This window comes from Aeromonas sp. ASNIH7 (assembly GCF_002903485.1).
Lineage (GTDB): Bacteria > Pseudomonadota > Gammaproteobacteria > Enterobacterales > Aeromonadaceae > Aeromonas > Aeromonas caviae.
Genome location: NZ_CP026226.1, coordinates 4,251,179 through 4,271,836 on the forward strand (window position 1 = coordinate 4,251,179; position 20,658 = coordinate 4,271,836).

Consider the following 20,658-nt stretch of genomic DNA (forward strand, 5'->3'; position numbering starts at 1 on the left):
TCCTTCCGATTATTGTGCGTCCAGATATCGCTCAGCATCGAGGGCGGCCATGCAGCCGGTCCCTGCGGAGGTGATCGCCTGGCGGTAGACGTGGTCGGCCACGTCGCCGGCGGCGAACACGCCCGGGATGCTGGTCTGGGTTGCGAACCCTTCCAGTCCGCCACGCACTTTCAGATAGCCGTTTTCCATCGCCAGCTGCCCTTCGAAGATCTGGGTGTTGGGCTGGTGACCGATGGCGATGAAGACCCCCATCAGCGGCAGCTCGGAGGTGGTGTCATCCCGGGTGCTGCGCAGGCGCACGCCGGTGACGCCCATGTCGTCACCCAGTACTTCGTCCAGGGTCTGATGGGTGTGCAGGACGATATTGCCGCTCTCGACCTTGTCGTTGAGGCGCTTGATCAGGATCTTCTCGGCGCGGAACTCGTCGCGGCGATGGATGAGGTGCACCTTTTTGGCGATGTTGGCCAGATAGAGTGCCTCTTCCACGGCGGTGTTGCCGCCGCCGACCACTGCCACTTCCTGATTGCGGTAGAAGAAGCCGTCACAGGTGGCGCAGGCGGAGACGCCGCGGCCCTTGAAAGCCTCTTCGGAGGGCAGACCCAGATATTTGGCGGAGGCACCGGTGGCGAGGATCAGCGCATCGCAGGTGTATTCACCGTTGTCCCCCTTGAGGCGGAAGGGACGCTCGGTCAGCGTCACTTCATTGATATGATCAAAGAGGATGCGGGTATCGAACTTCTCTGCATGCTCTTTCATGCGCTCCATCAGGGCCGGGCCGGTCAGCCCTTCCGCGTCCCCTGGCCAGTTTTCCACTTCGGTGGTGGTGGTCAGCTGACCACCTTGCTGCATGCCGGTGATGAGCAGGGGATTGAGGTTGGCGCGAGCGGCATAGACGGCCGCAGTGTAACCTGCCGGACCGGATCCCAGGATCAGCAGTTTGCTGTGAGTGACTTGGCTCATGATGTGATTTCCGAGACGTGATGAGTTTGCGCGATTGTAGGTAATTCGTGATCCGTGGTCAAAGGCCAGCGCATCGATTGGGGCAATCGCCAGCAAGAGGGGTGAGCCGGGGATGGCAGGCATAAAAAAACCGCCCATCGCGGGCGGATTTTCACTCATCTACCTCCCTTTGCAGGGACGCGATCAGTTCAGCAGGGTCAGGGGATCCGTGTAAGCCAGGTTGTGGGCCACGGCAACCTCCTTGCAGGTGATTTTGCCCGCCATCACGTTCAGGCCGTGCAACAGGTGGGGATCGGCGAGCAGAGCGTTGCGATAGCCCTGTTCGGCCAGCTTGATGATGAAGGGGAGGGTGGCGTTGTTCAGGGCCACGGTGGAGGTCCGCGCCACGGCACCCGGCATGTTGGCCACGCAGTAGTGCACCACCTCGTCGACGATGAAGGTGGGATCTTCATGGGTGGTGGCATGGGAGGTCTCGACACAGCCGCCCTGGTCGATGGCCACGTCCACGATGGCTGCACCGGGTTTCATGCGAGCAATGTGGTCACGGCTGACAAGTTTTGGCGCAGTGGCGCCAGGTACCAGCACGCCGCCGATGACCAGGTCCGCCGCCAGCAGATGGCGCTCCAGGGTCTCGCGGTTGGAGTAGACCACCTTGGCAGCCCCTTGGAACTCGCTGTCGAGACGGCGCAGGGTATCGACGTTGTTGTCGAGGATGGTGACGTCGGCACGCAGGCCGACGGCCATGCGGGCTGCGTTGGAGCCCACCACACCACCACCGATGATCACCACCTTGGCCGGTTCCACACCGGGCACACCGCCGAGCAGCACGCCGCTGCCGCCACGGGATTTCTCCAGTGCCTGGGCTCCGGCCTGAATAGACATGCGTCCGGCCACTTCCGACATGGGGGCCAGCAGGGGCAGACCGCCACGACCGTCTGTGACGGTTTCATAGGCGATGCAGACGGCACCACTGTCGATGAGATCCTGGGTCTGGGCCAGGTCCGGCGCCAGATGCAGATAGGTAAAGAGGGTCTGGCCGGGACGCAGCATGGCCCGTTCCACTGCCTGGGGTTCCTTGACCTTGACGATCATCTCCGCCTTGGCGAAAACTTCGGCAGCGGAGGCTAGGATCTCGGCTCCGGCAGCCAGATAATCTGCGTCACTGAACCCAATGCCATTTCCTGCGCCGCTTTGGACGAAAACAGTATGGTTTCGTGCTGTCAGTTCACGTACACTGGCCGGAACCATGCCTACGCGATATTCATGGTTTTTTATTTCCTTAGGTACACCGATAATCATGCTATCCCTCGTCTATCGATTGGTGGTTTATGTTGCCTAGATGTTAAGCGACATTTGCGCCTAGTATATTCAGGTATTGACAGGATTTGTGACCATTATTATAAAATGACTGGTGATTCTTACCAAAAAATAGCCAAAGGATGGAATTAAATGATGGAAGCTAAGAGTCGGCTAAAGGATTTGGACAGGATTGACCGCAACATTCTGAATGAACTGCAAAAGGATGGCAGGATTTCGAACGTTGAGTTGTCCAAACGAGTTGGCCTGAGTCCCACACCGTGTCTGGAACGGGTTCGTCGCCTGGAGCGACAAGGGTATATCGAAGGATATGCCGCCATTCTGAACCCTCATTATCTGGACGCGTCTCTGCTGGTGTTCGTGGAAATTACCCTCAATCGTGGCGCCCCCGATGTGTTCGAGCAGTTCAACAAGGCTGTTCAGGTGCTCGAAGAGATCCAGGAGTGCCATCTGGTGTCCGGTGATTTCGACTATCTGCTCAAGACCCGCGTCAGCGACATGTCCGCTTACCGCCGCCTGCTGGGTGAAACCCTGCTGCGTCTGCCGGGCGTCAACGACACCCGCACCTACGTGGTGATGGAAGAGGTCAAACAGAGCAGTCGTCTGGTGATCAGCACCCGATAAGCGGGGTTGTGCTGTGACTTGCAAGTTCCATGACGAGTCACGATAGTCAGAAACGAGCGGCCGGTCCGCTCGTTTCTTCTTATAGAGAGTTTCAGGCCCGCCCTCAGGCACTGGCTGACAATCGGTGGGCTTTTCAGGGATACTAGGCCCCCTATCCCCGCATTCATGTTTTCACAAAGGAGCCGGAGTTTGGCCGATAAAAAGCTGTTTACTCCTTTATCAGGTACACAACGGATCTTCGAGGCCGTCTTGATCGCCATCACCCTGATGGCTGCCTATCTTTTGCTTGCCCTGCTGACCTACCATCCCGCCGATCCCGGCTGGTCGCAAACCTCCTGGCAAGGGGAGGTGAAAAACCTCGCGGGCAGCGCCGGTGCCTGGCTCGCCGACATCACCATGTTTACCTTCGGGGCCTTCTCCTATCTGGTGCCCCCCCTGGTAGTGCTGCTTGGCTGGAGCCTGTTCTGGCGCCCGAGCAAGCTGCTGGAAGTGGATTACCTCACCCTGTCGGTACGGATCATCGGCTTCGTGCTGACGGTGCTTGGCATGTCCGCCATCGCCAGCATGAACTTCAACGACTTGCAGAACTTTTCCGCCGGCGGCCTGGTGGGGGATGTGATCGCCTCCGCCGTGGTGCCGCTGTTTGGCGGCGTGGGGGCCAACCTGATGCTGCTCTGCTTCGTGGCGACCGGCATCACCCTCTTTACCGGCTGGTCCTGGCTCACCATTGTCGAGCGCATCGGTGCCGCCTGCACCGGCTCTGTCAGCGCCATCTACCATTTCCCCACCACTCTGGGCCGCTGGCTCACCGGTGGCTGGCGCCAGCCTCGCTATGAGGGGCCGGATCCCCTGCTGGAAGGGGGCGTGGGTAGCTTCGATCAGGAAGAGGATGACGAAGACCCCCACAGCAGCTGGACACGCAACCCCAAGGCGAAGAATCGCGCTCAAAAGACAAAAGCTGACGAATGGCTGCCGGAGCTTGACGAAGACACCTTCCAGTTCGATCCGCAGTTTGACGACGAAGAGGACGAGGCTCCGGCGCCTGCCGCCAAGGGCAAGCGCGTGGCCAATGGCCGTCCGCGTCCCGCCGTGCGCCAGGAAGAAGATGACCTCGACTTGCCCTGGGCGGAGGGGGATGACGAACCCGATGCTCCCGTTGCCGCTGCTCCGGTGAAAGCCAAGCGCCGTCCCCAGCCCGGTCTGGCCCCTTTGCCGAGCATCGATCTGCTGGACAGGCCGCCCGCCAAGACCCAGATGATGAGCAAGGACGAGCTGGAGCGCATGGGCCGGCTGGTGGAGGCGAAGCTCGCCGATTACAACGTGCAGGCCAAGGTGGTGGGCGTCTATCCCGGTCCCGTCATTACCCGCTTCGAACTGGACCTGGCGCCGGGCATGAAGGCGAGCAAGATCACCAATCTTTCCCGGGATCTCGCCCGTTCTCTCTCTGCCAGCAGCGTGCGGGTGGTGGAAGTGATCCCGGGCAAGACGTTCGTCGGGATCGAGCTGCCCAACCGGGTACGCCAGACCGTCTACCTGCGGGAGACCCTGGACTGCGAGGCGTTCGCGGCCAGCCGCAATCCGCTCACCATGGGGCTGGGTCAGGACATCGCGGGGGAACCCGTGGTGGTGAACCTCGCCAAGATGCCCCACCTGCTGGTGGCGGGTACCACGGGCTCGGGCAAGTCGGTGGGGGTGAACACCATGATCATCTCCATGCTCTACAAATCCTCCCCCGAGGATCTGCGTTTCATCATGATCGACCCCAAGATGCTGGAGCTCTCGGTCTATGAAGGGATTCCGCATCTGCTGACCGAGGTGGTCACCGACATGAAGGATGCCGCCAACGCCCTGCGCTGGTGCGTAGGCGAGATGGAGCGTCGCTACAAGCTGATGTCCGCGGTCGGGGTGCGCAACCTCAAGGGGTACAACGACAAGGTGCTGGCCGCCATCGAGGCGGGGGATCCCTTGGTCGACCCCCTGTGGCGTCCGGGCGACTCCATGGATCAGATGCCGCCGGAGCTGGAAAAGCTGCCCCACATCGTGGTGGTGGTGGACGAGTTTGCCGACATGATGATGATCGTCGGCAAGAAGGTGGAGGAGCTTATCGCCCGTATCGCCCAGAAGGCGCGGGCGGCCGGTATTCACCTTATCCTCGCGACCCAGCGTCCGTCGGTGGATGTCATTACCGGCCTCATCAAGGCCAACATCCCGACCCGTATCTCCTTCCAGGTGTCGAGCAAGATCGATTCGCGCACCATCCTGGACCAGGGGGGCGCCGAATCCCTGCTCGGCATGGGTGACATGCTCTACATGCCTGCCGGCACCTCCAACCCCACCCGTGTCCACGGTGCCTTCGTCGATGACCACGAGGTACACAAGGTGGTGGCGGACTGGAAACTGCGTGGTGAGCCGGATTACATCGACGAGATCCTCTCCGGCGAGTCGGACGGCGAGGGCGGCGGTGGCGACTTCGGCGGGGGCGGCGATGAAGAGCTCGATCCCCTGTTCGACGAGGCGGTGGCCTTCGTGGTGGAATCCCGCCGTGGCTCCACCTCCAGCGTCCAGCGCAAGTTCAAGATCGGTTACAACCGGGCGGCCCGTCTCATCGAGCAGATGGAAAACCAGGGCATCGTCAGCGCCCCGGGTGGCAACGGCCAGCGCGACGTGCTGGCACCGCCGCCGGTTCGTGACTAAGCCTAACTCCTGTATCATTCTGGCCATGCCCTTTGCGGGCGTGGCCTTTTATCGAGAACCTCCCTATGAAGAGCCTGATGAAAAAACAACTGTTGATGGGTTCCATTCTGCTGGTTGCCAGCAGCCAGGTGTGGGCCGATGCGGCCAGCGATCTCAAGGAGAAGCTCTCCTCCGTCAATGTCTTCTCCGCGACATTTGCCCAGACCGTTTATGACAGCAAGGGCAAGGAGCTGCAAAAGGCGAGCGGCTCCCTGCTGGTGCAGCGACCCAACCGCTTCAACTGGCACACTACCTCCCCGGACGAGAGCCTGATCGTGGCCGATGGCAAGGATGTGTGGGTGTACGACCCCTTCGTCGAGCAGGTCACCGCTCTCAAGATGAAGGATGCGGTGCTCAACACCCCCTTCGTGCTCATCGCGGGCAACGACAACAGCCTCTGGAAGAACTATGACGTGACCCAGGAAGGGGATGTCTATACCGTCACCAGCCGCAACAAGGACGAGCTGATCGCCTCCTTTCGCATCACCTTCGACCGTCAGAACAACATCAGTCGCTTCGACGTGAAAGAGGCCCAGGGCCAGTGGAGCGAGTTCACCCTGAGCAGCTTCAACCGCAAGCCGGTGCTCAAGGGCAACGAATTTGTCTTCAAGATCCCGAAGGGGGTCGAGTTGGACGACCAGCGCTGATGAGCCAGCCGTTACCGGCGTTATCGTCTGACCGGGCGTTGTTTATGACCGGTCAGATGCAAGGTCAATGCAGATGAGCAATTTATCCCTGGATTTCTCCTCGGACTTTCGTCCGCTTGCGGCCCGGATGCGGCCGCAAACCCTCGAGCAGTACATCGGCCAGCAGCATATCCTGGGGCCGGACAAGCCCCTGCGAAAAGCGATCCTGGCGGGGCACTGCCACTCCATGATCCTCTGGGGCCCCCCCGGCACCGGCAAGACCACGCTGGCAGAACTGGTTGCCCACTACTGCCAGGCGGAGGTGGAGCGGCTCTCGGCGGTCACCTCCGGCATCAAGGAGATCCGCGCCGCCCTCGACAAGGCGAAGGAGAACGGGTGGCGCGGGGTGCGCACCATCCTGTTCGTGGATGAAGTCCACCGCTTCAACAAGAGCCAGCAGGATGTCTTCCTGCCCCACATCGAAGACGGCACCATCACCTTCATCGGCGCCACCACCGAGAACCCCTCGTTCGAGCTCAACAATGCGCTGCTCTCCCGGGCCCGGGTCTATCTGCTCAAGAGGCTGGAGGAGCATGACATCCTCGCCATGATCGATCAGGCGATGCAGGACCCGCGCGGCCTCAATGACCCTAGCCTGCGCTTTGCCCCCGGGGCCAAGGAGGCGCTGGCGAAAGCGGTGGACGGGGACGGGCGCAAGTCTCTGAACTATCTGGAGCTCCTGGCCGACATGGCCGAGGCCGACAGCTCAGGGGCGCGGGTGATCGACAGTACCCTGCTCGCCGCCGTGGTGGGGGAGCACGTGGCCCGTTTCGACAAGGGCGGCGATCACTTCTACGACCTCATCTCGGCGGTGCACAAGTCCATTCGCGGCTCGGCACCGGATGCGGCCCTCTACTGGTATGCCCGCATGGTGAGCGCCGGCTGCGATCCCCTTTACATCGCCCGCCGCTTGCTGGCCATTGCCTCGGAAGACGTGGGCAACGCCGATCCCCGTGCCATGCAGGTGGCGCTCTCGGCCTGGGACTGCTTCCATCGCATCGGCCCGGCGGAAGGGGAGCGGGCCATCGCCCAGGCCATCGTCTACCTCGCCTGTGCCCCCAAGAGCAATGCGGTCTACACCGCCTGGAAGGCGGCGCTTCACGACGCCAAGAACCTGCCGGACTTCGAGGTGCCACCGCACCTTCGCAATGCACCGACCAAGCTGATGAGCGAGCTGGGCTACGGCGCCGAATATCGCTACGCCCACGACGAGCCGGGGGCCTATGCCGCCGGCGAGCAGTACTTCCCCCCGGAGCTTGCCGGCAAGCAGTACTATCAACCCACCGAGCGGGGGCTTGAGAAGCAGATAGCCCAGAAGCTCGACTATCTGCACGAGCTGGACAAGCAGAGCCCGCGCAAGCGATAGGAAAGACCTTCAAGCCCCTTGCCCGGAAAGCGCACGGCAAAGGCATCAGGGGAGGGGGGCCCGGCAAAAACGGGCGTAATAGTCCCTGTTCGGGCGGGGGGGCGGTCTGCTACACTGCCCGTCTGACCCCGGTTGTCTTGGCCTTGCACCATCTTCTTGATTTCGAAGGCCCGATTCCGAAGGCAAAGGGGTGCGCCAACCGATGTTAACTTCCGGATCTGTTTCCCAACCCGGTCACGATGACCCGGGCCCAGATCCCATTAAAAAAAGTAGGTAAACCATGCTGGATCCCAAATATCTGCGCAGCGACATCACCGAAGCTGCCGCTCGTCTGGCGACACGTGGCTACGTTCTGGACGTAGCGGCGGTCAATGTTCTGGAAGAGAAACGCAAGGATCTGCAGTCCCGCACCCAGGAGCTGCAGGCCGAGCGCAACGCCCGCTCCAAGTCCATCGGTGAGGCTGCCCGTCGTGGTGAAGATGTTGCCCCCCTCAAGGCCGAGGTGACCAAGATCAACGACGAGCTCGAGACCAGCAAGGTCGAGCTGGAGGCCCTGCTGGCCCAGCTCAAGGGGATCGCCGACGCCATCCCCAACCTGCCGAGCGAGACCGCCCCGGTGGGCCGTGACGAGAACGACAACGTGGAGGTCCGCCGCTGGGGTACCCCGCGTGAGTTCGATTTCCCGGTACGCGATCACATCGATCTGGGTGAGGCGGCCAAGGGGGTCGACTTCAAGAACGGCGTCAAGCTCTCCGGCGCCCGTTTCGTGGTCATGAAGGGCCAGATTGCCCGTCTGCACCGCGCCCTGGCCCAGTTCATGCTGGACCTGCACACCCTGCAGCACGGCTACACCGAGTGCTACGTGCCCTATCTGGTCAACCCGGACAGCCTGTACGGCACCGGCCAGCTGCCCAAGTTCTCCCAGGATCTCTTCAATACCGGCATCGAAGGGGAAGGGGAAGACGAAGGCAAGGTGCGCAAGTTCTCCCTCATCCCGACCTCCGAAGTGCCGCTCACCAACATGGCCCGTGACGAGATCTTCGACGAGCAGGAGCTGCCCATCAAGATGACCGCCCACAGCCCCTGCTTCCGCTCCGAAGCGGGCTCCTACGGTCGTGATACCCGTGGCCTCATCCGTATGCACCAGTTCGACAAGGTCGAGATGGTGCAACTGGTGCACCCGGAAAAATCCTGGGATGCCCTGGAAGAGATGGTGGGTCACGCCGAGAAGGTGCTGCAACTGCTGGAGCTGCCGTATCGCGTGATGGCGCTTTCCACCGGTGACATGGGCTTCTGCGCCGCCAAGACCTACGATCTGGAAGTGTGGCTGCCGGCCCAGAACACCTATCGCGAGATCTCCTCCGTTTCCAACTGCACCGACTTCCAGGCGCGCCGCATGCAGGCTCGCGTGCGCATCGACGGCAAGCCGCAGCTCATTCACACCCTGAATGGTTCCGGTCTGGCGGTGGGTCGTACCCTGGTGGCCGTGCTCGAGAACTACCAGCAGGCAGATGGCCGCATCGCCATCCCGGCTGCGCTGCAATCCTACATGGGCGGCCTGACCCACATCGGGTAAGCGCTCGTTGCAGACGACAACGCCATGGCATGCCATGGCGTTGTGCATTCTGGGCCCGGGAAACCCGCCGCAAGGGGAAGGGATAGCTCCCTTCGGGCCTGTAACACAATTTTATCAAGCATTGCGCAATCGTTTTTGTTAGACTGCGCCGCAATTTCGCAGGACATCTTTTTCTATGGTCTGGATTGATTACGCCATCATCGGCATCGTCGGTTTCTCCGCCCTCATCAGCCTGGTGCGCGGCTTTCTCAAGGAGGCCATGTCTCTGGTCACCTGGTTCGTCGCCTTTTTCATTGCCAGCCATTTCTATCCCGATCTCGCCGTCTATTTCACCTCTTTCTCCGATGCCATGGTGCGCAACGGTCTGGCCATCGCCGCCCTGTTCGTGGCGACCCTGATCCTGGGGAGCGTGGTGAACTACGTGGTGGGCCTGCTGGTGGAAAAGACCGGGCTTTCCGGCACAGACAGGGTGCTCGGGGTCTGTTTTGGCGCCATTCGCGGGGTGCTGATCGTCAGCGCCCTGCTGTTTTTCATGGATACCTTCACCAGCCTCTCCCAGAGCGACTGGTGGGTGGCGTCCAGGCTGGTGCCGGAGTTCAAGCCGGTGATCCAGTGGTTTTTCGGGTTCATGATGAACTCGTCCAGTTTTCTTCAACAGGTACAGTGACTTCGAGGTAGCAAAGACATGTGCGGTATTGTCGGTATAGTTGGCACCACCCCCGTCAATCAGGCCCTCTACGACGCCTTGACGGTGTTGCAGCACAGGGGACAGGATGCCGCCGGGATCGTGACCATTGACAGTGGAAACTTCCGGCAACGCAAGGCCAACGGTCTGGTGAAGGATGTGTTTGAAGTGCGCCACATGCAGCGCCTGAAAGGGAATATCGGCATCGGACACGTCCGTTATCCCACCGCAGGCAGCTCCAGCGCGGCAGAGGCACAGCCGTTTTACGTGAACTCCCCCTACGGCATGGTGCTGGCCCACAACGGCAACCTCACCAACGCCAAGGAGCTCAAGGAGCAGCAGTTCAAGGTGGCCCGCCGCCACATCAACACCACCTCGGACTCCGAAGTGCTGTTGAACGTGCTGGCCCACGAGCTGGACTTGTGCGACAAGATGGCGCTGCGCCCGGAAGATATCTTCTCGGCGGTGCGCAAAGTGCACCAGCAGATCCGCGGCGCCTATGCCGTGGTCTCTCTGGTGATCGGTCACGGCCTCATCGGTTTCCGCGATCCCAACGGTATTCGCCCGCTGATCCTGGGTCGCCGGGTCGACGAGCAGGGGCAGGTGGAGTATATGCTCGCCTCCGAGAGCGTGGCCCTCGACGCCATCGGCTTCGAGACGGTGCGTGACGTCGCCCCGGGCGAGGCCATCTACATCACCGAGCAGGGCCAGCTCTTCTCCGAGCAGTGTGCGGAGAACCCGCAGATGAACCCCTGCATCTTCGAATACGTCTACTTCGCCCGCCCCGACTCCTTCATCGACAAGGTCTCCGTCTATGCCGCCCGCCTCAACATGGGTCGCAAGCTGGGCCAGAAGATCGCACGGGAGTGGGACGATCTCGACGTGGACGTGGTCATCCCCATCCCCGAGACCTCCTGCGACGTGGCGCTGGAAATCGCCCACACCCTGGGCCTTCCGTACCGTCAGGGCTTCGTGAAGAACCGCTACATCGGCCGTACCTTCATCATGCCGGGCCAGACCCAGCGCAAGAAGTCGGTGCGCCGCAAGCTCAACGCCATCAGCTCCGAATTCAAGGGCAAGAAGGTGTTGCTGGTGGACGACTCCATCGTGCGGGGCACCACCTCCGAGCAGATCATCCAGATGGCCCGTGAAGCGGGGGCCGCCAAGGTCTACTTCGCCTCGGCCGCGCCGGAAATTCGCTTCCCCAACGTCTACGGCATCGACATGCCCACCGCCAACGAGCTCATTGCCCATGGCCGTGAAGTGGAAGAGGTGTGCAAGCTTATTGGTGCTGACGGCCTGATCTTCCAGGATCTGGAAGATCTGGAAGAGGCGGTGCGGGAGATCAACCCCGAGCTGCGCCACTTCGAGACCTCGGTCTTCAACGGTCACTACGTCACCTCCGACGTGGATCAGGGTTATCTGGACCACCTCAATGCCCTGCGCAGCGACGACAACAAGGCGGTGCGCGAGTGGCAGGAAGGGACCAGCAACCTCGAGATCTTCAACGAAGGCAGTTAAACGTTTTCAGATTGCCAGCGTGATGAACAACAGGGGGGCCTCGGCCCCCCTGTTGCATGGATGCGCCTTGCGGCGAAACTGAGGGGGGCTCAGGCCAGATCCTCCCCGTTGCTCGCGATCACCTTCTTGTACCACCAGAACGACTTCTTGCGCCGGCGGGCCAGGGTGCCATGGCCGGCGTCGTCCCGGTCCACGTGGACGAAGCCATAGCGCTTGCTCATCTCGCCGGTGGAGGCGGAGACGAGATCGATGCAGCCCCAGCTGGTGTACCCCATCAGGGGCACGCCGTCCTCGATGGCGTCCCTCATGGCCTCGATGTGGGCGCGCAGGTAGGCGATGCGGTAGTCGTCCTCTATCTCCCCTAGCTCGTTCACTTCGTCCACCGCACCCAGGCCGTTTTCCACCAGGAAGAGGGGCTTCTGGTAGCGATCGTGCAAGGTGTTGAGGGTGATGCGAAGGCCCAGGGGGTCGATGCCCCAGCCCCACTCGCTCACCTCGATGTGGGGATTGCGCAGGGACTTGACCACGTTGGCCTCGCTGGTGTTGCCCGCATTCATGTCGGCGGCGGCGCAGCGGGAGGCGTAGTAGCTGAAGGAGACGAAATCCACGGTGTGCCTGAGGATCTCGTCATCTTCCGGCCCCTTCACCAGGGTGATCCCCTTGTCACGAAATACCCTCTGCGCATAGGCCGGATAGGCGCCCCTGGCTTGCACGTCGATGAAGAGGAGGTTCTCCCGATCTTTCTGGAGGGCGGTCCAGACGTCTGCGGGCTTGCAGGAGTAGGGGTAGAAGTTGCCCCCCGCCAGCATGCAGCCCACCTGGTTGGCCGGGTTCACCTCGTGGGCGATCCGGGTCGCCAGGGCGCTGGCCACCAGCTCGTGGTGGGCGGCCTGATACTTCACCTGATCCTGGTGCTCCCCTTGCTCGAACACCAGCCCCGCCCCGGAGAAGGGGCTGTGCAGCAGGATGTTGATCTCGTTGAAGGTGAGCCAGTACTTCACCAGGCCGTCGAACTGCTCGAAGCAGGTGCGGGCGTAGCGGGTGAAAAACTCCACCATCTGGCGGTTGCGCCAGGAGCCGTACTCGGTCACCAGGTGCATGGGCACATCGAAGTGGCACAGGGTCACCAGGGGCTCGATGTTGTACTTTCTGCACTCCTCGAACACCGCCCGGTAGAAGGCGATGCCCTCGGCATTGGGCTCGCGCTCGTCACCCCTGGGGTAGAGACGGGCCCAGGCGATGGAGGTGCGAAACACGGTGAAGCCCATCTCGGCCATCAGGGCGATGTCCTCCCGATAGCGGTGATAGAAATCGATGGCTCCGTGGCTTGGGTAGAACTCGTCATCTTGCAGGGTGATGCGCTTCTCCTGGCCGAGTTTGACCGCCATGCGGCGCGGGCCATGGGGGATCATGTCTACCGTGGTCAGCCCCTTGCCCCCCTCGAGATAGCCGCCCTCCGCCTGATTGGCGGCCAGGGCACCGCCCCAGAGAAAGCCCTCGGGAAATCTTGTTAACGACATCTGTTACCTCTTGTCATGTCTGAATGGGGTGTCACAGCCCGGCCTGCGCCTGGCTGGTGGCGACGGGTTGCACGGGCTCGGCGCGGGAGGCCGGGCTCTCGACCGGGATGTCCTCGAACCCCATCACCAGGGTCAGCACGAAGGAGAGCACCACCGAGAGGGCCATCACGCCGAACACCCAGGCGATGGTCATGGGGTTGGCCGGATCGAAGAACTGCACGCTGGTAAAGAGCCCGGGGGCGGCCATGGAGTGGCTGGCGAGCCCCGCCATGCCGGCGACGGCACCGCAGACAAAGCCGCTGATGAGGCTCGCGATGAGCGGACGCTTGAGGCGCAGGGCCACACCGTAGAGCGCGGGTTCGGAGATCCCCGCCATGATGGCGGAGGCGGCCGCCGCGAGCGCCGTCTGGCGCAGTTCCGGGTTTCGGGTGCGCCAGGCCACCGCCAGGGACGAGCCGCCAAGAGAGAGATTGGCGCCAATTTCGGAGGGCATCACCATGCCTTCCTTGCCGGTCTCGGCGATGGTCTGGATGATGGTCGGGGTGAAGACGCGGTGCATGCCGGTCATCACCAGCAGGGGCCAGAGCGCCCCCATGATGGCCACCGACAGCCAGCCCAGGTAGTCGTGGACCGTGTAGACCAGGCCGGAGATGGCGGTGCCAATCCAGATGCCGACGGGGCCGATGAAGAGGATGGCCAGCGGCGCCGCGATCAGCACGATCAGCATGGGTTTGAGGAAGTTCTTGGTGACCGCCGTGGTGATGCGGTCGACCCAGCCCTCGATGTAGGAGAGGCACCAGGTCATCACCAGCGCCGGAATGACGGTGTAGGTGTATTTGACCGCGGTCACCGGGACCAGGGCGAAAGTCACCTGCTCCCCTTCGGCGGCTCTGGCCATCAGCTCGATGAAGCTGGGGTGCACCAGCACGCCTGCGATGGCGATGGCCAGGGACATGTTGGTCTTGAACTTGACGGCGGCGGAGGCGGCCACCATCAGGGGCAGGAAGAAGAAGGCCCCATCCCCGGCCACCGTGAGGATGGTGAGGGTCGAGGAGCCTTTCTCCAGCACGCCGGTCATCTCCAGCACCATGGCCAGCAGCTTGAGCATGGAGCCGCCGATGATGGCCGGGATGAGGGGGGACATGGTGCCGATCAGGGCGTCGAGGATGGCAGCGCCCATGCGGCGCAGGCTCCAGCCAGCGGAAGCCTCCGGAAGCGGAGTCTGCCCGCCGCCCTGGGGCAGCAGGGCCAGCACCTCGCGATAGGCGTGGGAGACGGTGTTGCCGATGATCACCTGACACTGGTTGTCCGCCTGCACCACCCCGAGCACGCCCGTGATGGCCTTGAGGGCAGGGCCATTGACCCGGGCGGGATCGCCGAGCACAAAGCGCAGCCGCGTCATGCAGTGGGTCACGGCGACGACGTTGTCGGCGCCGCCGAGTGCGGTGATGACGGTACCGGCCAGAGCCGCATAGTTTTTTGACATCGAGGTAGATCCTTTTCACCAAGTGGGCCTGCTCGCCCCCGCCGCCGCGAAGGGCGGGAACGCGCATGAAACTGAATGTGGAACCGGTTCCACATAGAGTGCGCGGCCTGAGCGCGGGAGACAAGCACCTTGTGCAGCGAGCGTCCGGATCCGTGAATGGGATCACTGAACCCGGGCCAGCACGCCATTCGTGCGACGACAAGCCGGGGGCGGTGCAGTACACTGCGCCCCGTGACGAGCAAGGGAGAACACAATGACGACGATGCTGGAGGTGGCAAGGCGGGCAGGGGTGTCGAAGGCGACGGTCTCCCGGGTGTTGTCGGGCAATGGTTACACCAGCCAGGAGACCCGGGACCGGGTGCAGCAGGCCATCGAGGAGTGCGGCTATCGCCCCAACCTGGTGGCGAGGCAGCTGGCGACCAGGCACACCCGGACCCTGGGACTGGTGGTCACCAACACCCTCTACCACGGCGTCTACTTCGGCGAGCTGCTCTCCCAGGTGGCGCGGATGACCGAGGATCGCGGGCGCCAGCTCATACTAGCGGACGGCAAGCACAGCGCCGACGAGGAGCGCCAGGCCATCCAGTATCTGCTCGATTCCCGTTGCGATGGCGTCATCATCTATCCGCGCTTTCTTGGGGTGGAGGAGATGGACGAGATCATCGAGCAGCATGAGCAGCCCATCATGGTGCTCAACCGGCGTCTGAGCCGCCATCCGGCCCACTGCGTCTATGCGGATCAGCAGGCGGCGGCGGAGGCGGTGATGGACAAGCTGGTGGCCATGGGGCACAGGGAGATCGCCTTCATTGCAGGCTCTGCGGATTCCCCCACCGGCGCCGAGCGCCTGGCCGGTTACCGGCAGGCGCTGATCCGGCACGGCATCCCCGTGCAGGAGACCTTGATCGCCCCCGGCAAATGGACCCCCGCCTGTGGCGCGGCCGCCGTCTCGACCTTGCTGGCGCGAGGCGCTCGCTTCAGCGCCCTGGTGGCCAGCAACGATGACATGGCGATCGGGGCCATCAAACGGCTGCACGAAGCCGGTGTGATGGTGCCTGACGAGGTTTCGGTGGTGGGGTTTGACGACATCCCCCTGGCCCCTTACGTCATTCCCGCGCTGTCGAGCGTCAAGATGCCGGTGAACGGGATGATCCAGGAGACCATCAACCGCCTGATCACCATGGTGGAGGAGGGGAGCCGGGACGCACTGCCCGCCTTCAGCGGCACCCTGATCCGCCGCGACTCCCTCAGGCGTCTGACGGGCTGAGCCATGATGGCGGTGGGCAGGCCGGGCGGGATCCGTTAGCATAGGCCCCCCGGCGCCAGGCGCCGCGTGTCGTATCAACAGATGAGAGTTCAGATGGATGACCTGTTAGCCCCCGTTCGCCAGTTCCTGCATTGCGAGACCCCGGATGAGTGGGTGGAAATGGCGCGGGATCCCGCCCAGTTGCAGACCCTGCTTATCGATCACGCCAACTGCGAGAACAAGGCGGCACTCACCGCCCACAGCCTGGTGCGCCGCTACTGCCTGCCCAAGGAGAAGCGTCACCTGTTGCCCAAGCTGACCTTCTACCGGGAGCTCGATGCCTTGCCGGAGAAGGCGGAGATCCTCGGCAAGCGCACCATGGGCGAATCAGACAGGAGCGTGTTTGCCGAGCTGGAGCGCAATCCCCTGCTGTTCCCCATGGTGCGCCTCATCCAGGAGGAGCTGCACCACTTCGAGCAGGTGCTGGAGATCATGGCCGCACGGGGCATCCCCTATGGTCCCGTCACCGCCTCCCGCTATGCCCGCAGCCTGCTGACCCATGTGCGCACCTACGAGCCGGCGGCCGTGGTGGACAAGATGATCATCGGTGCCTATATCGAAGCGCGATCCTGCGAGCGTTTTGCCAGGCTGGCCCCTCATCTGGACGAGGAGCTTGGCCGCTTCTATGTCTCCCTGCTGCGCTCGGAGGCGCGTCACTATCAGGACTACCTGGCCCTGGCACAGACGTTCGCAGACGAAGACATCAGCGAGCGGGTGGCCTTCTTCGGTCGCCTGGAGGCCGAGCTCATCTGTTCGCCGGATCCGCAATTCCGGTTCCATAGCGGACTGCCTGTCAGATCTGACAGTTGTTGAGGTGACGGGGGCTGCCTACCATTCCCCTGTTCCTACTACGAGCGACGCAATCACTTTTTGAGCGCAATCCCCCGGCGACTGATGAGACATCAGGCCGGGTTTTTTTATGTCTGGCGCAAGGGGAAACGCGCCGCGGGATCAGCGGCGGTATTCGTTGTTGTAGTTCTGAATGAGGCGGCGGGTGACGTCGTGCTGGGGATCGGCGAAGACCCGCAAGGTCTTGCCGCGCTCCACCACACGGCCTTCGTGCATCACCAGCACCTCGTCGCTGATGTGGCTGACGATCCCCAGATCGTTGGCCACCAGCACATAGCTCAGCCCCATGGTCTCCTGCATCTCCAGCAGCAGGTTGATGATCTGGGAGCGTACCGAAATATCCAGGGTCGAGAGTGCCTCGTCAGCCACCACTATCTTGGGATTGAGGATGAGCGCCCGTGCCAGCCCCACTCGCTGCTGCTGGCCGGCGGAGAGCATCTGCGGATAGAAGAGGGCGTGGTCGGGCAGCATGCCCACCATGCGCAGGGTCTGGATCACCTTCTCCCGGCGCTCCTCCTCGCTCAGGGCCGTGTTGAGGCGAAGGGGGGTCTCCAGGATCTGGCCGACCCGGATTTTCCGGTTAAGGGAGGTGTTGGGGTCCTGGAAGATCATCCGCAGCAGCTTGCAGCGTGTCTGGTAATCGCCGTGGACCATGGGTTGCCCCTCGATGGTGATCTCCCCGCCGCTTGGTTCAATCATGCCGGCCAGAATGCGGGCAAGGGTGCTCTTGCCCGAGCCCGCCTCCCCGACGATGGCCAGGGTCTGGCCCACCTCGAGATCGAACGAGAGGGGCTTTATCGCCTCCACCGCGCGGCGCCTGAACAGGCCGGTGCGGTTCTGGTAGGTCTTGCACAGGCCCCTGACCTGCAACAGGGAAGGTTCGGTCACGACGTGGTCTCCTTGGGTGTGCTCGCCGGATAGAGGGGCTGACGGGGCGGGCAGGTGCCCCGGATCAGGGTCTGGTGCCGGTTCATTTCTTCGGTTCTTCCATGTTGAGCGGGAAGTGGCAACTGAACTGATGCCCCTTGACCTTGCTCATCAGCGGCGTCTGCACGCACTGCTTCTGGGCGTAGGGGCAGCGTGGGCCGAGGCGGCAGCCGATGGGCAGATGTTGCAGCGGCGGTATCACCCCGGGCAGGGTCTCGAGCCGGGACTTGTGGCGCACCAGCTTGTCAAAGTCGGGGATGGACTTGAGCAGGGCATCCGTATAGGGGTGGTGAGGGGATTCCAGGATCTGGTCCCGGGTCCCCACTTCCACCATCTGGCCGCAATACATGATGTTGAGGGTGTCGGTCAGGTTCGCGATGGCGGCGATGTCGTTGCTGATGATGAGGATGGTGGTATTGCCCAGCTTGTTCATCTTGTCCAGCAACCGCAGGATCTGGGAGTGGGTGGTGGACTCCATGGCGCTGGTGGGCTCGTCCGCCACCAGCAGGCGCGGCTGGTTGGCGATGGCCATTGCGATCATCACCTTCTGGCACATGCCGTCCGACAGTTCGTGGGGATAGGCCCGCATTACCTTGCGGTGATCCTTGACCCCAACCCGGTGCAGCAGGGCGATGGCCCGCTTCTTGCGCCACTGGAAACGCTGCCAGAACTTGCCGGTGAAGGCGCTGGTGGGGATGGCCTCTTCGAGCTGGGTGCCTATCTCCTCGGAGGGGTCGAGGCAGCTGATAGGGTCCTGGAAGATCATCGCTATCTCCCGCCCCATGATGCGGCGCCGCTCCTTGGGCGCCATGGTCAGCAGGTCCATGTCGTTGAAGCGCATCCGGTCGGCGCGCACCGTCCAGTTGTCCTTCTGGATGCCGACGATCACCTTGGCCACCAGGCTCTTGCCCGAGCCGGATTCCCCCACCAGCCCGCGGATCTCCCCCTCGTTCAGGGTTAGGCTGACTCTGTCCACCGCCTTGACCTTGCCCTGGGGGGTGTCGATTTCGATGGTGAGGTTGCGTATGTCGAGCAGGGGCATCAGCAACGTCCCCCGTTCAGGGCGCAGCCGGGTCGCTCAGGGCGTCCGGGGGCGGGGATAGATAACAAGGCTGGCAACATCAGTCGTTCCCCTCTTTGAGTGCTTCGCGAATGCCTTCGCCCACCAGGTTGGTCACCAGCACGCTGAACAGGATGGCCATCCCGGGCAGGGTCACCGTCCAGGGGGCCAGATAGATAAGATCGCTCGAATCGGCCAGCATGGCCCCCCACTCCGGCTGGGGAGACTGGGCCCCGAGACCGAGGAAGCCTACCGCCGAGATGTCCAGGATGGCGGCGGAGAGGGTGCGGGTGGTCTGGGTCACCAGGGTCTCGACGATGTTCGGCAAGATGGCCAGACGCATGATCCGCTGGGGCGGAGAGCCGTCGAGGCGGCTGGCGATGATGTACTCCTTCTGCATCTCGGCGTGGACCGCGTTGTAGGTGGCCCGGATGAAAGGCGGTATCAACGCGAGCGTGATGGCGATCAGGGTGTTGAACAGACCCGGCCCCAGGATGGCCACGACGATGATGGCCAGCAGCAGGGACGGGATGGAGAGCAGGGTATCGAGCAGGTGATGGAGCACGCTCGACTTCACCCCCTTGCTCATGCCGCCGAGGATGCCGATGGCCGAGCCGATGACCAGCGCGATGAGCACCACCAGCAGGGCGTTGCCGAAGGTGAGCCTGGCCCCGGCCACCAGACGGGAGAGGATGTCGCGCCCCAGATCGTCGGTCCCCAGGAAGTAATCGATGTTGCCGCTGTTGGCCCAGGAGGGGGCGAGCAGCAGGTGGTTGCTGTGCTGATCGTCGATGCCGTAGGGGATCACCAGGGGACCGATGAGGGTCACCAGCAGCAGCAGACCGAAGCACCAGAGCCCCGCCATGGCCAGCGGGTTGCGCCGGTAGGAAGCCCAGGTCTGCTCCAGGGGGGAGAGGATCTTGAGCTCCGGATAGATGTTCGATTTATCGTGCATGATGCAGGCTCCCGTGCTGGTCGCAAGGGGATGGGCACGCCTGTGCGCCGGTGGCCCATGGGCCGCCGTGGCTCATCCACAGACCGCAATCAATCTTGTCTTGCATAGAGTTCTTTACGCCGTGCCGGATACATGATGGTGGTCAGCAGATCGGTGCTGACGCTGATGAAGATGACGAAGCTCGCCACCACCAGGAAGGCGCCGCGGATGGCGGCATAGTCCTGCAGCGCGATACTGCTCACCAGCCAGCGGCCGATGCCGGGCCAGTCGAACACCACCTCGGTGATCATGGCGGAGGTGAGCACACTGCCAAGTTGCAGCCCCAGCAGCGGCAACACCGGGGGCAGGGCGTTCTTGAGCCCGTGACGCCAGACGATCTGGCGGCGGGAAAGTCCGCGGCTGGCGGCAGCCTTGATGTAGTTCTGTTTCATCACGTCGATGAGGGAGCTGCGCACGTGGCGGATCACCTCGGTGGTGGGCACCACGGCCAGCACCAGGGAAGGCAGTACCAGATGGCGCAGGGCATCGTGCAGGGCCGCCTCCCGCCAGGGCTCCTGGCTCATCAACACATCGACGATGGCGATCCCGGTGATGGAGGGCACGTCGTAGAGCAGGCTGATCTGGCCGGAGGAGGGGAGCCAGCCAAGATCCAGGGAGAAGAACATCACCATCAGCAGCCCCAGCCAGAAGACCGGGATGGCATAGCCGACGAGGCCGGCGGCCATGATGGAGAGGTCCGGGCTGCGCCCCTGATAGAGGGCCGCGAGGGTGCCCAGAGGGATGCCCACCAGCAGCGAGATGGCGAAGGCGGCGAGGCAGAGGGTCAGGGTCGCCGGGAAGTAGTGACGGATCTCGTCGAGGACCGGTTGGCCGGAGACGCTGGAGAGCCCGAAATCCCCGGCGGCGATGCGCTGGAGGAAGTCAGGATAGCCGTGCCAGAAATCCAGCACCTGGGTGATGAGGCGAAACTCCAGGAGGTAGGCCCCCAGAGTCAGCACCAGGAGGGTGATCACCAGCAGGGTGATGCGGCGCAGGATATAGAAAAACATGGTTATGCCTCCTGGGGACGGTGCGCCGATGGCCCGACGAT

At 62.8% G+C, this 20,658-nt stretch carries 17 protein-coding genes; 9 read left to right on the forward strand and 8 right to left on the reverse strand.

The genetic code is table 11. The annotated features are described in order from the left end of the window. Positions 1-9 precede the first annotated feature (9 nt). Both trxB and ald read right to left on the reverse strand, forming a co-directional pair. The gene (trxB, locus tag C2U47_RS19950; protein WP_010674516.1) at positions 10-960 is read right to left on the reverse strand and encodes a thioredoxin-disulfide reductase; all 951 of its coding nucleotides are present in this window, start codon (positions 958-960) and stop codon (positions 10-12) included. Between the two features lie 183 nt (positions 961-1,143). Beyond that, a complete protein-coding gene (gene ald, locus C2U47_RS19955; protein ID WP_010674517.1) occupies positions 1,144-2,259 on the reverse strand; it encodes an alanine dehydrogenase in 1,116 nt (371 codons plus the stop codon). 150 nt (positions 2,260-2,409) lie between these two features. Between ald and lrp the strand changes: the two genes are divergently transcribed. The 7 genes from lrp (at position 2,410) to purF (ending at position 11,468) form a co-directional block, all read left to right on the forward strand. Beyond that, positions 2,410-2,901: a leucine-responsive transcriptional regulator Lrp gene (gene lrp, locus C2U47_RS19960; RefSeq protein WP_005300047.1), complete on the forward strand. Its 492-nt coding sequence runs from the start codon at positions 2,410-2,412 to the stop codon at positions 2,899-2,901. A 189-nt stretch (positions 2,902-3,090) separates the two neighbouring features. Next, positions 3,091-5,595 carry a DNA translocase FtsK gene (locus tag C2U47_RS19965; RefSeq protein ID WP_029314440.1) on the forward strand — a complete coding sequence of 835 codons (2,505 nt, stop codon included), beginning with the start codon at positions 3,091-3,093 and terminating at the stop codon, positions 5,593-5,595. A 77-nt stretch (positions 5,596-5,672) separates the two neighbouring features. Then, the gene (lolA, locus tag C2U47_RS19970; RefSeq protein WP_039039163.1) at positions 5,673-6,281 is read left to right on the forward strand and encodes an outer membrane lipoprotein chaperone LolA; all 609 of its coding nucleotides are present in this window, start codon (positions 5,673-5,675) and stop codon (positions 6,279-6,281) included. 67 nt (positions 6,282-6,348) lie between these two features. Further along, complete coding sequence (locus tag C2U47_RS19975) at positions 6,349-7,686, forward strand: replication-associated recombination protein A (protein WP_041201597.1); 1,338 nt, start codon at positions 6,349-6,351, stop codon at positions 7,684-7,686. Positions 7,687-7,966: 280 nt separating this feature from the next. Further along, positions 7,967-9,262, forward strand: a complete 1,296-nt coding sequence (gene serS, locus C2U47_RS19980) for a serine--tRNA ligase (protein WP_010674521.1) — start codon at positions 7,967-7,969, stop codon at positions 9,260-9,262. A gap of 175 nt (positions 9,263-9,437) precedes the next feature. After that, positions 9,438-9,929, forward strand: a complete 492-nt coding sequence (locus C2U47_RS19985; RefSeq protein ID WP_010674522.1) for a CvpA family protein — start codon at positions 9,438-9,440, stop codon at positions 9,927-9,929. Between the two features lie 18 nt (positions 9,930-9,947). After that, positions 9,948-11,468: an amidophosphoribosyltransferase gene (gene purF / locus C2U47_RS19990; protein ID WP_010674523.1), complete on the forward strand. Its 1,521-nt coding sequence runs from the start codon at positions 9,948-9,950 to the stop codon at positions 11,466-11,468. Positions 11,469-11,557: 89 nt separating this feature from the next. On the opposite strand, the gene C2U47_RS19995 is transcribed toward purF, so the two are convergent. Further along, complete coding sequence (locus C2U47_RS19995) at positions 11,558-12,988, reverse strand: 6-phospho-beta-glucosidase (protein WP_010674524.1); 1,431 nt, start codon at positions 12,986-12,988, stop codon at positions 11,558-11,560. Positions 12,989-13,019: 31 nt separating this feature from the next. Next, complete coding sequence (gene ascF, locus C2U47_RS20000) at positions 13,020-14,474, reverse strand: PTS cellobiose/arbutin/salicin transporter subunit IIBC (RefSeq protein WP_010674525.1); 1,455 nt, start codon at positions 14,472-14,474, stop codon at positions 13,020-13,022. Between the two features lie 253 nt (positions 14,475-14,727). Here ascF and C2U47_RS20005 point away from each other — a divergent pair, with 253 nt between their 5' ends. Both C2U47_RS20005 and miaE read left to right on the forward strand, forming a co-directional pair. Next, positions 14,728-15,738 carry a LacI family DNA-binding transcriptional regulator gene (locus tag C2U47_RS20005; RefSeq protein ID WP_029314441.1) on the forward strand — a complete coding sequence of 337 codons (1,011 nt, stop codon included), beginning with the start codon at positions 14,728-14,730 and terminating at the stop codon, positions 15,736-15,738. 93 nt (positions 15,739-15,831) lie between these two features. Further along, positions 15,832-16,590 carry a tRNA isopentenyl-2-thiomethyl-A-37 hydroxylase MiaE gene (miaE, locus tag C2U47_RS20010; protein WP_010674527.1) on the forward strand — a complete coding sequence of 253 codons (759 nt, stop codon included), beginning with the start codon at positions 15,832-15,834 and terminating at the stop codon, positions 16,588-16,590. 138 nt (positions 16,591-16,728) lie between these two features. On the opposite strand, the gene C2U47_RS20015 is transcribed toward miaE, so the two are convergent. The 4 genes from C2U47_RS20015 to C2U47_RS20030 form a co-directional block, all read right to left on the reverse strand. Beyond that, on the reverse strand, positions 16,729-17,514 hold the full coding sequence (locus tag C2U47_RS20015; RefSeq protein ID WP_010674528.1) for a peptide ABC transporter ATP-binding protein: 786 nt from the start codon (positions 17,512-17,514) through the stop codon (positions 16,729-16,731). Between the two features lie 82 nt (positions 17,515-17,596). Then, a complete protein-coding gene (locus C2U47_RS20020; RefSeq protein WP_010674529.1) occupies positions 17,597-18,595 on the reverse strand; it encodes a peptide ABC transporter ATP-binding protein in 999 nt (332 codons plus the stop codon). A gap of 79 nt (positions 18,596-18,674) precedes the next feature. Further along, positions 18,675-19,568, reverse strand: coding sequence for an ABC transporter permease subunit (locus tag C2U47_RS20025; RefSeq protein WP_010674530.1), 894 nt, complete (start codon positions 19,566-19,568; stop codon positions 18,675-18,677). Positions 19,569-19,657: 89 nt separating this feature from the next. Further along, the gene (locus C2U47_RS20030; RefSeq protein ID WP_010674531.1) at positions 19,658-20,617 is read right to left on the reverse strand and encodes an ABC transporter permease; all 960 of its coding nucleotides are present in this window, start codon (positions 20,615-20,617) and stop codon (positions 19,658-19,660) included. Positions 20,618-20,658 lie beyond the last annotated feature (41 nt).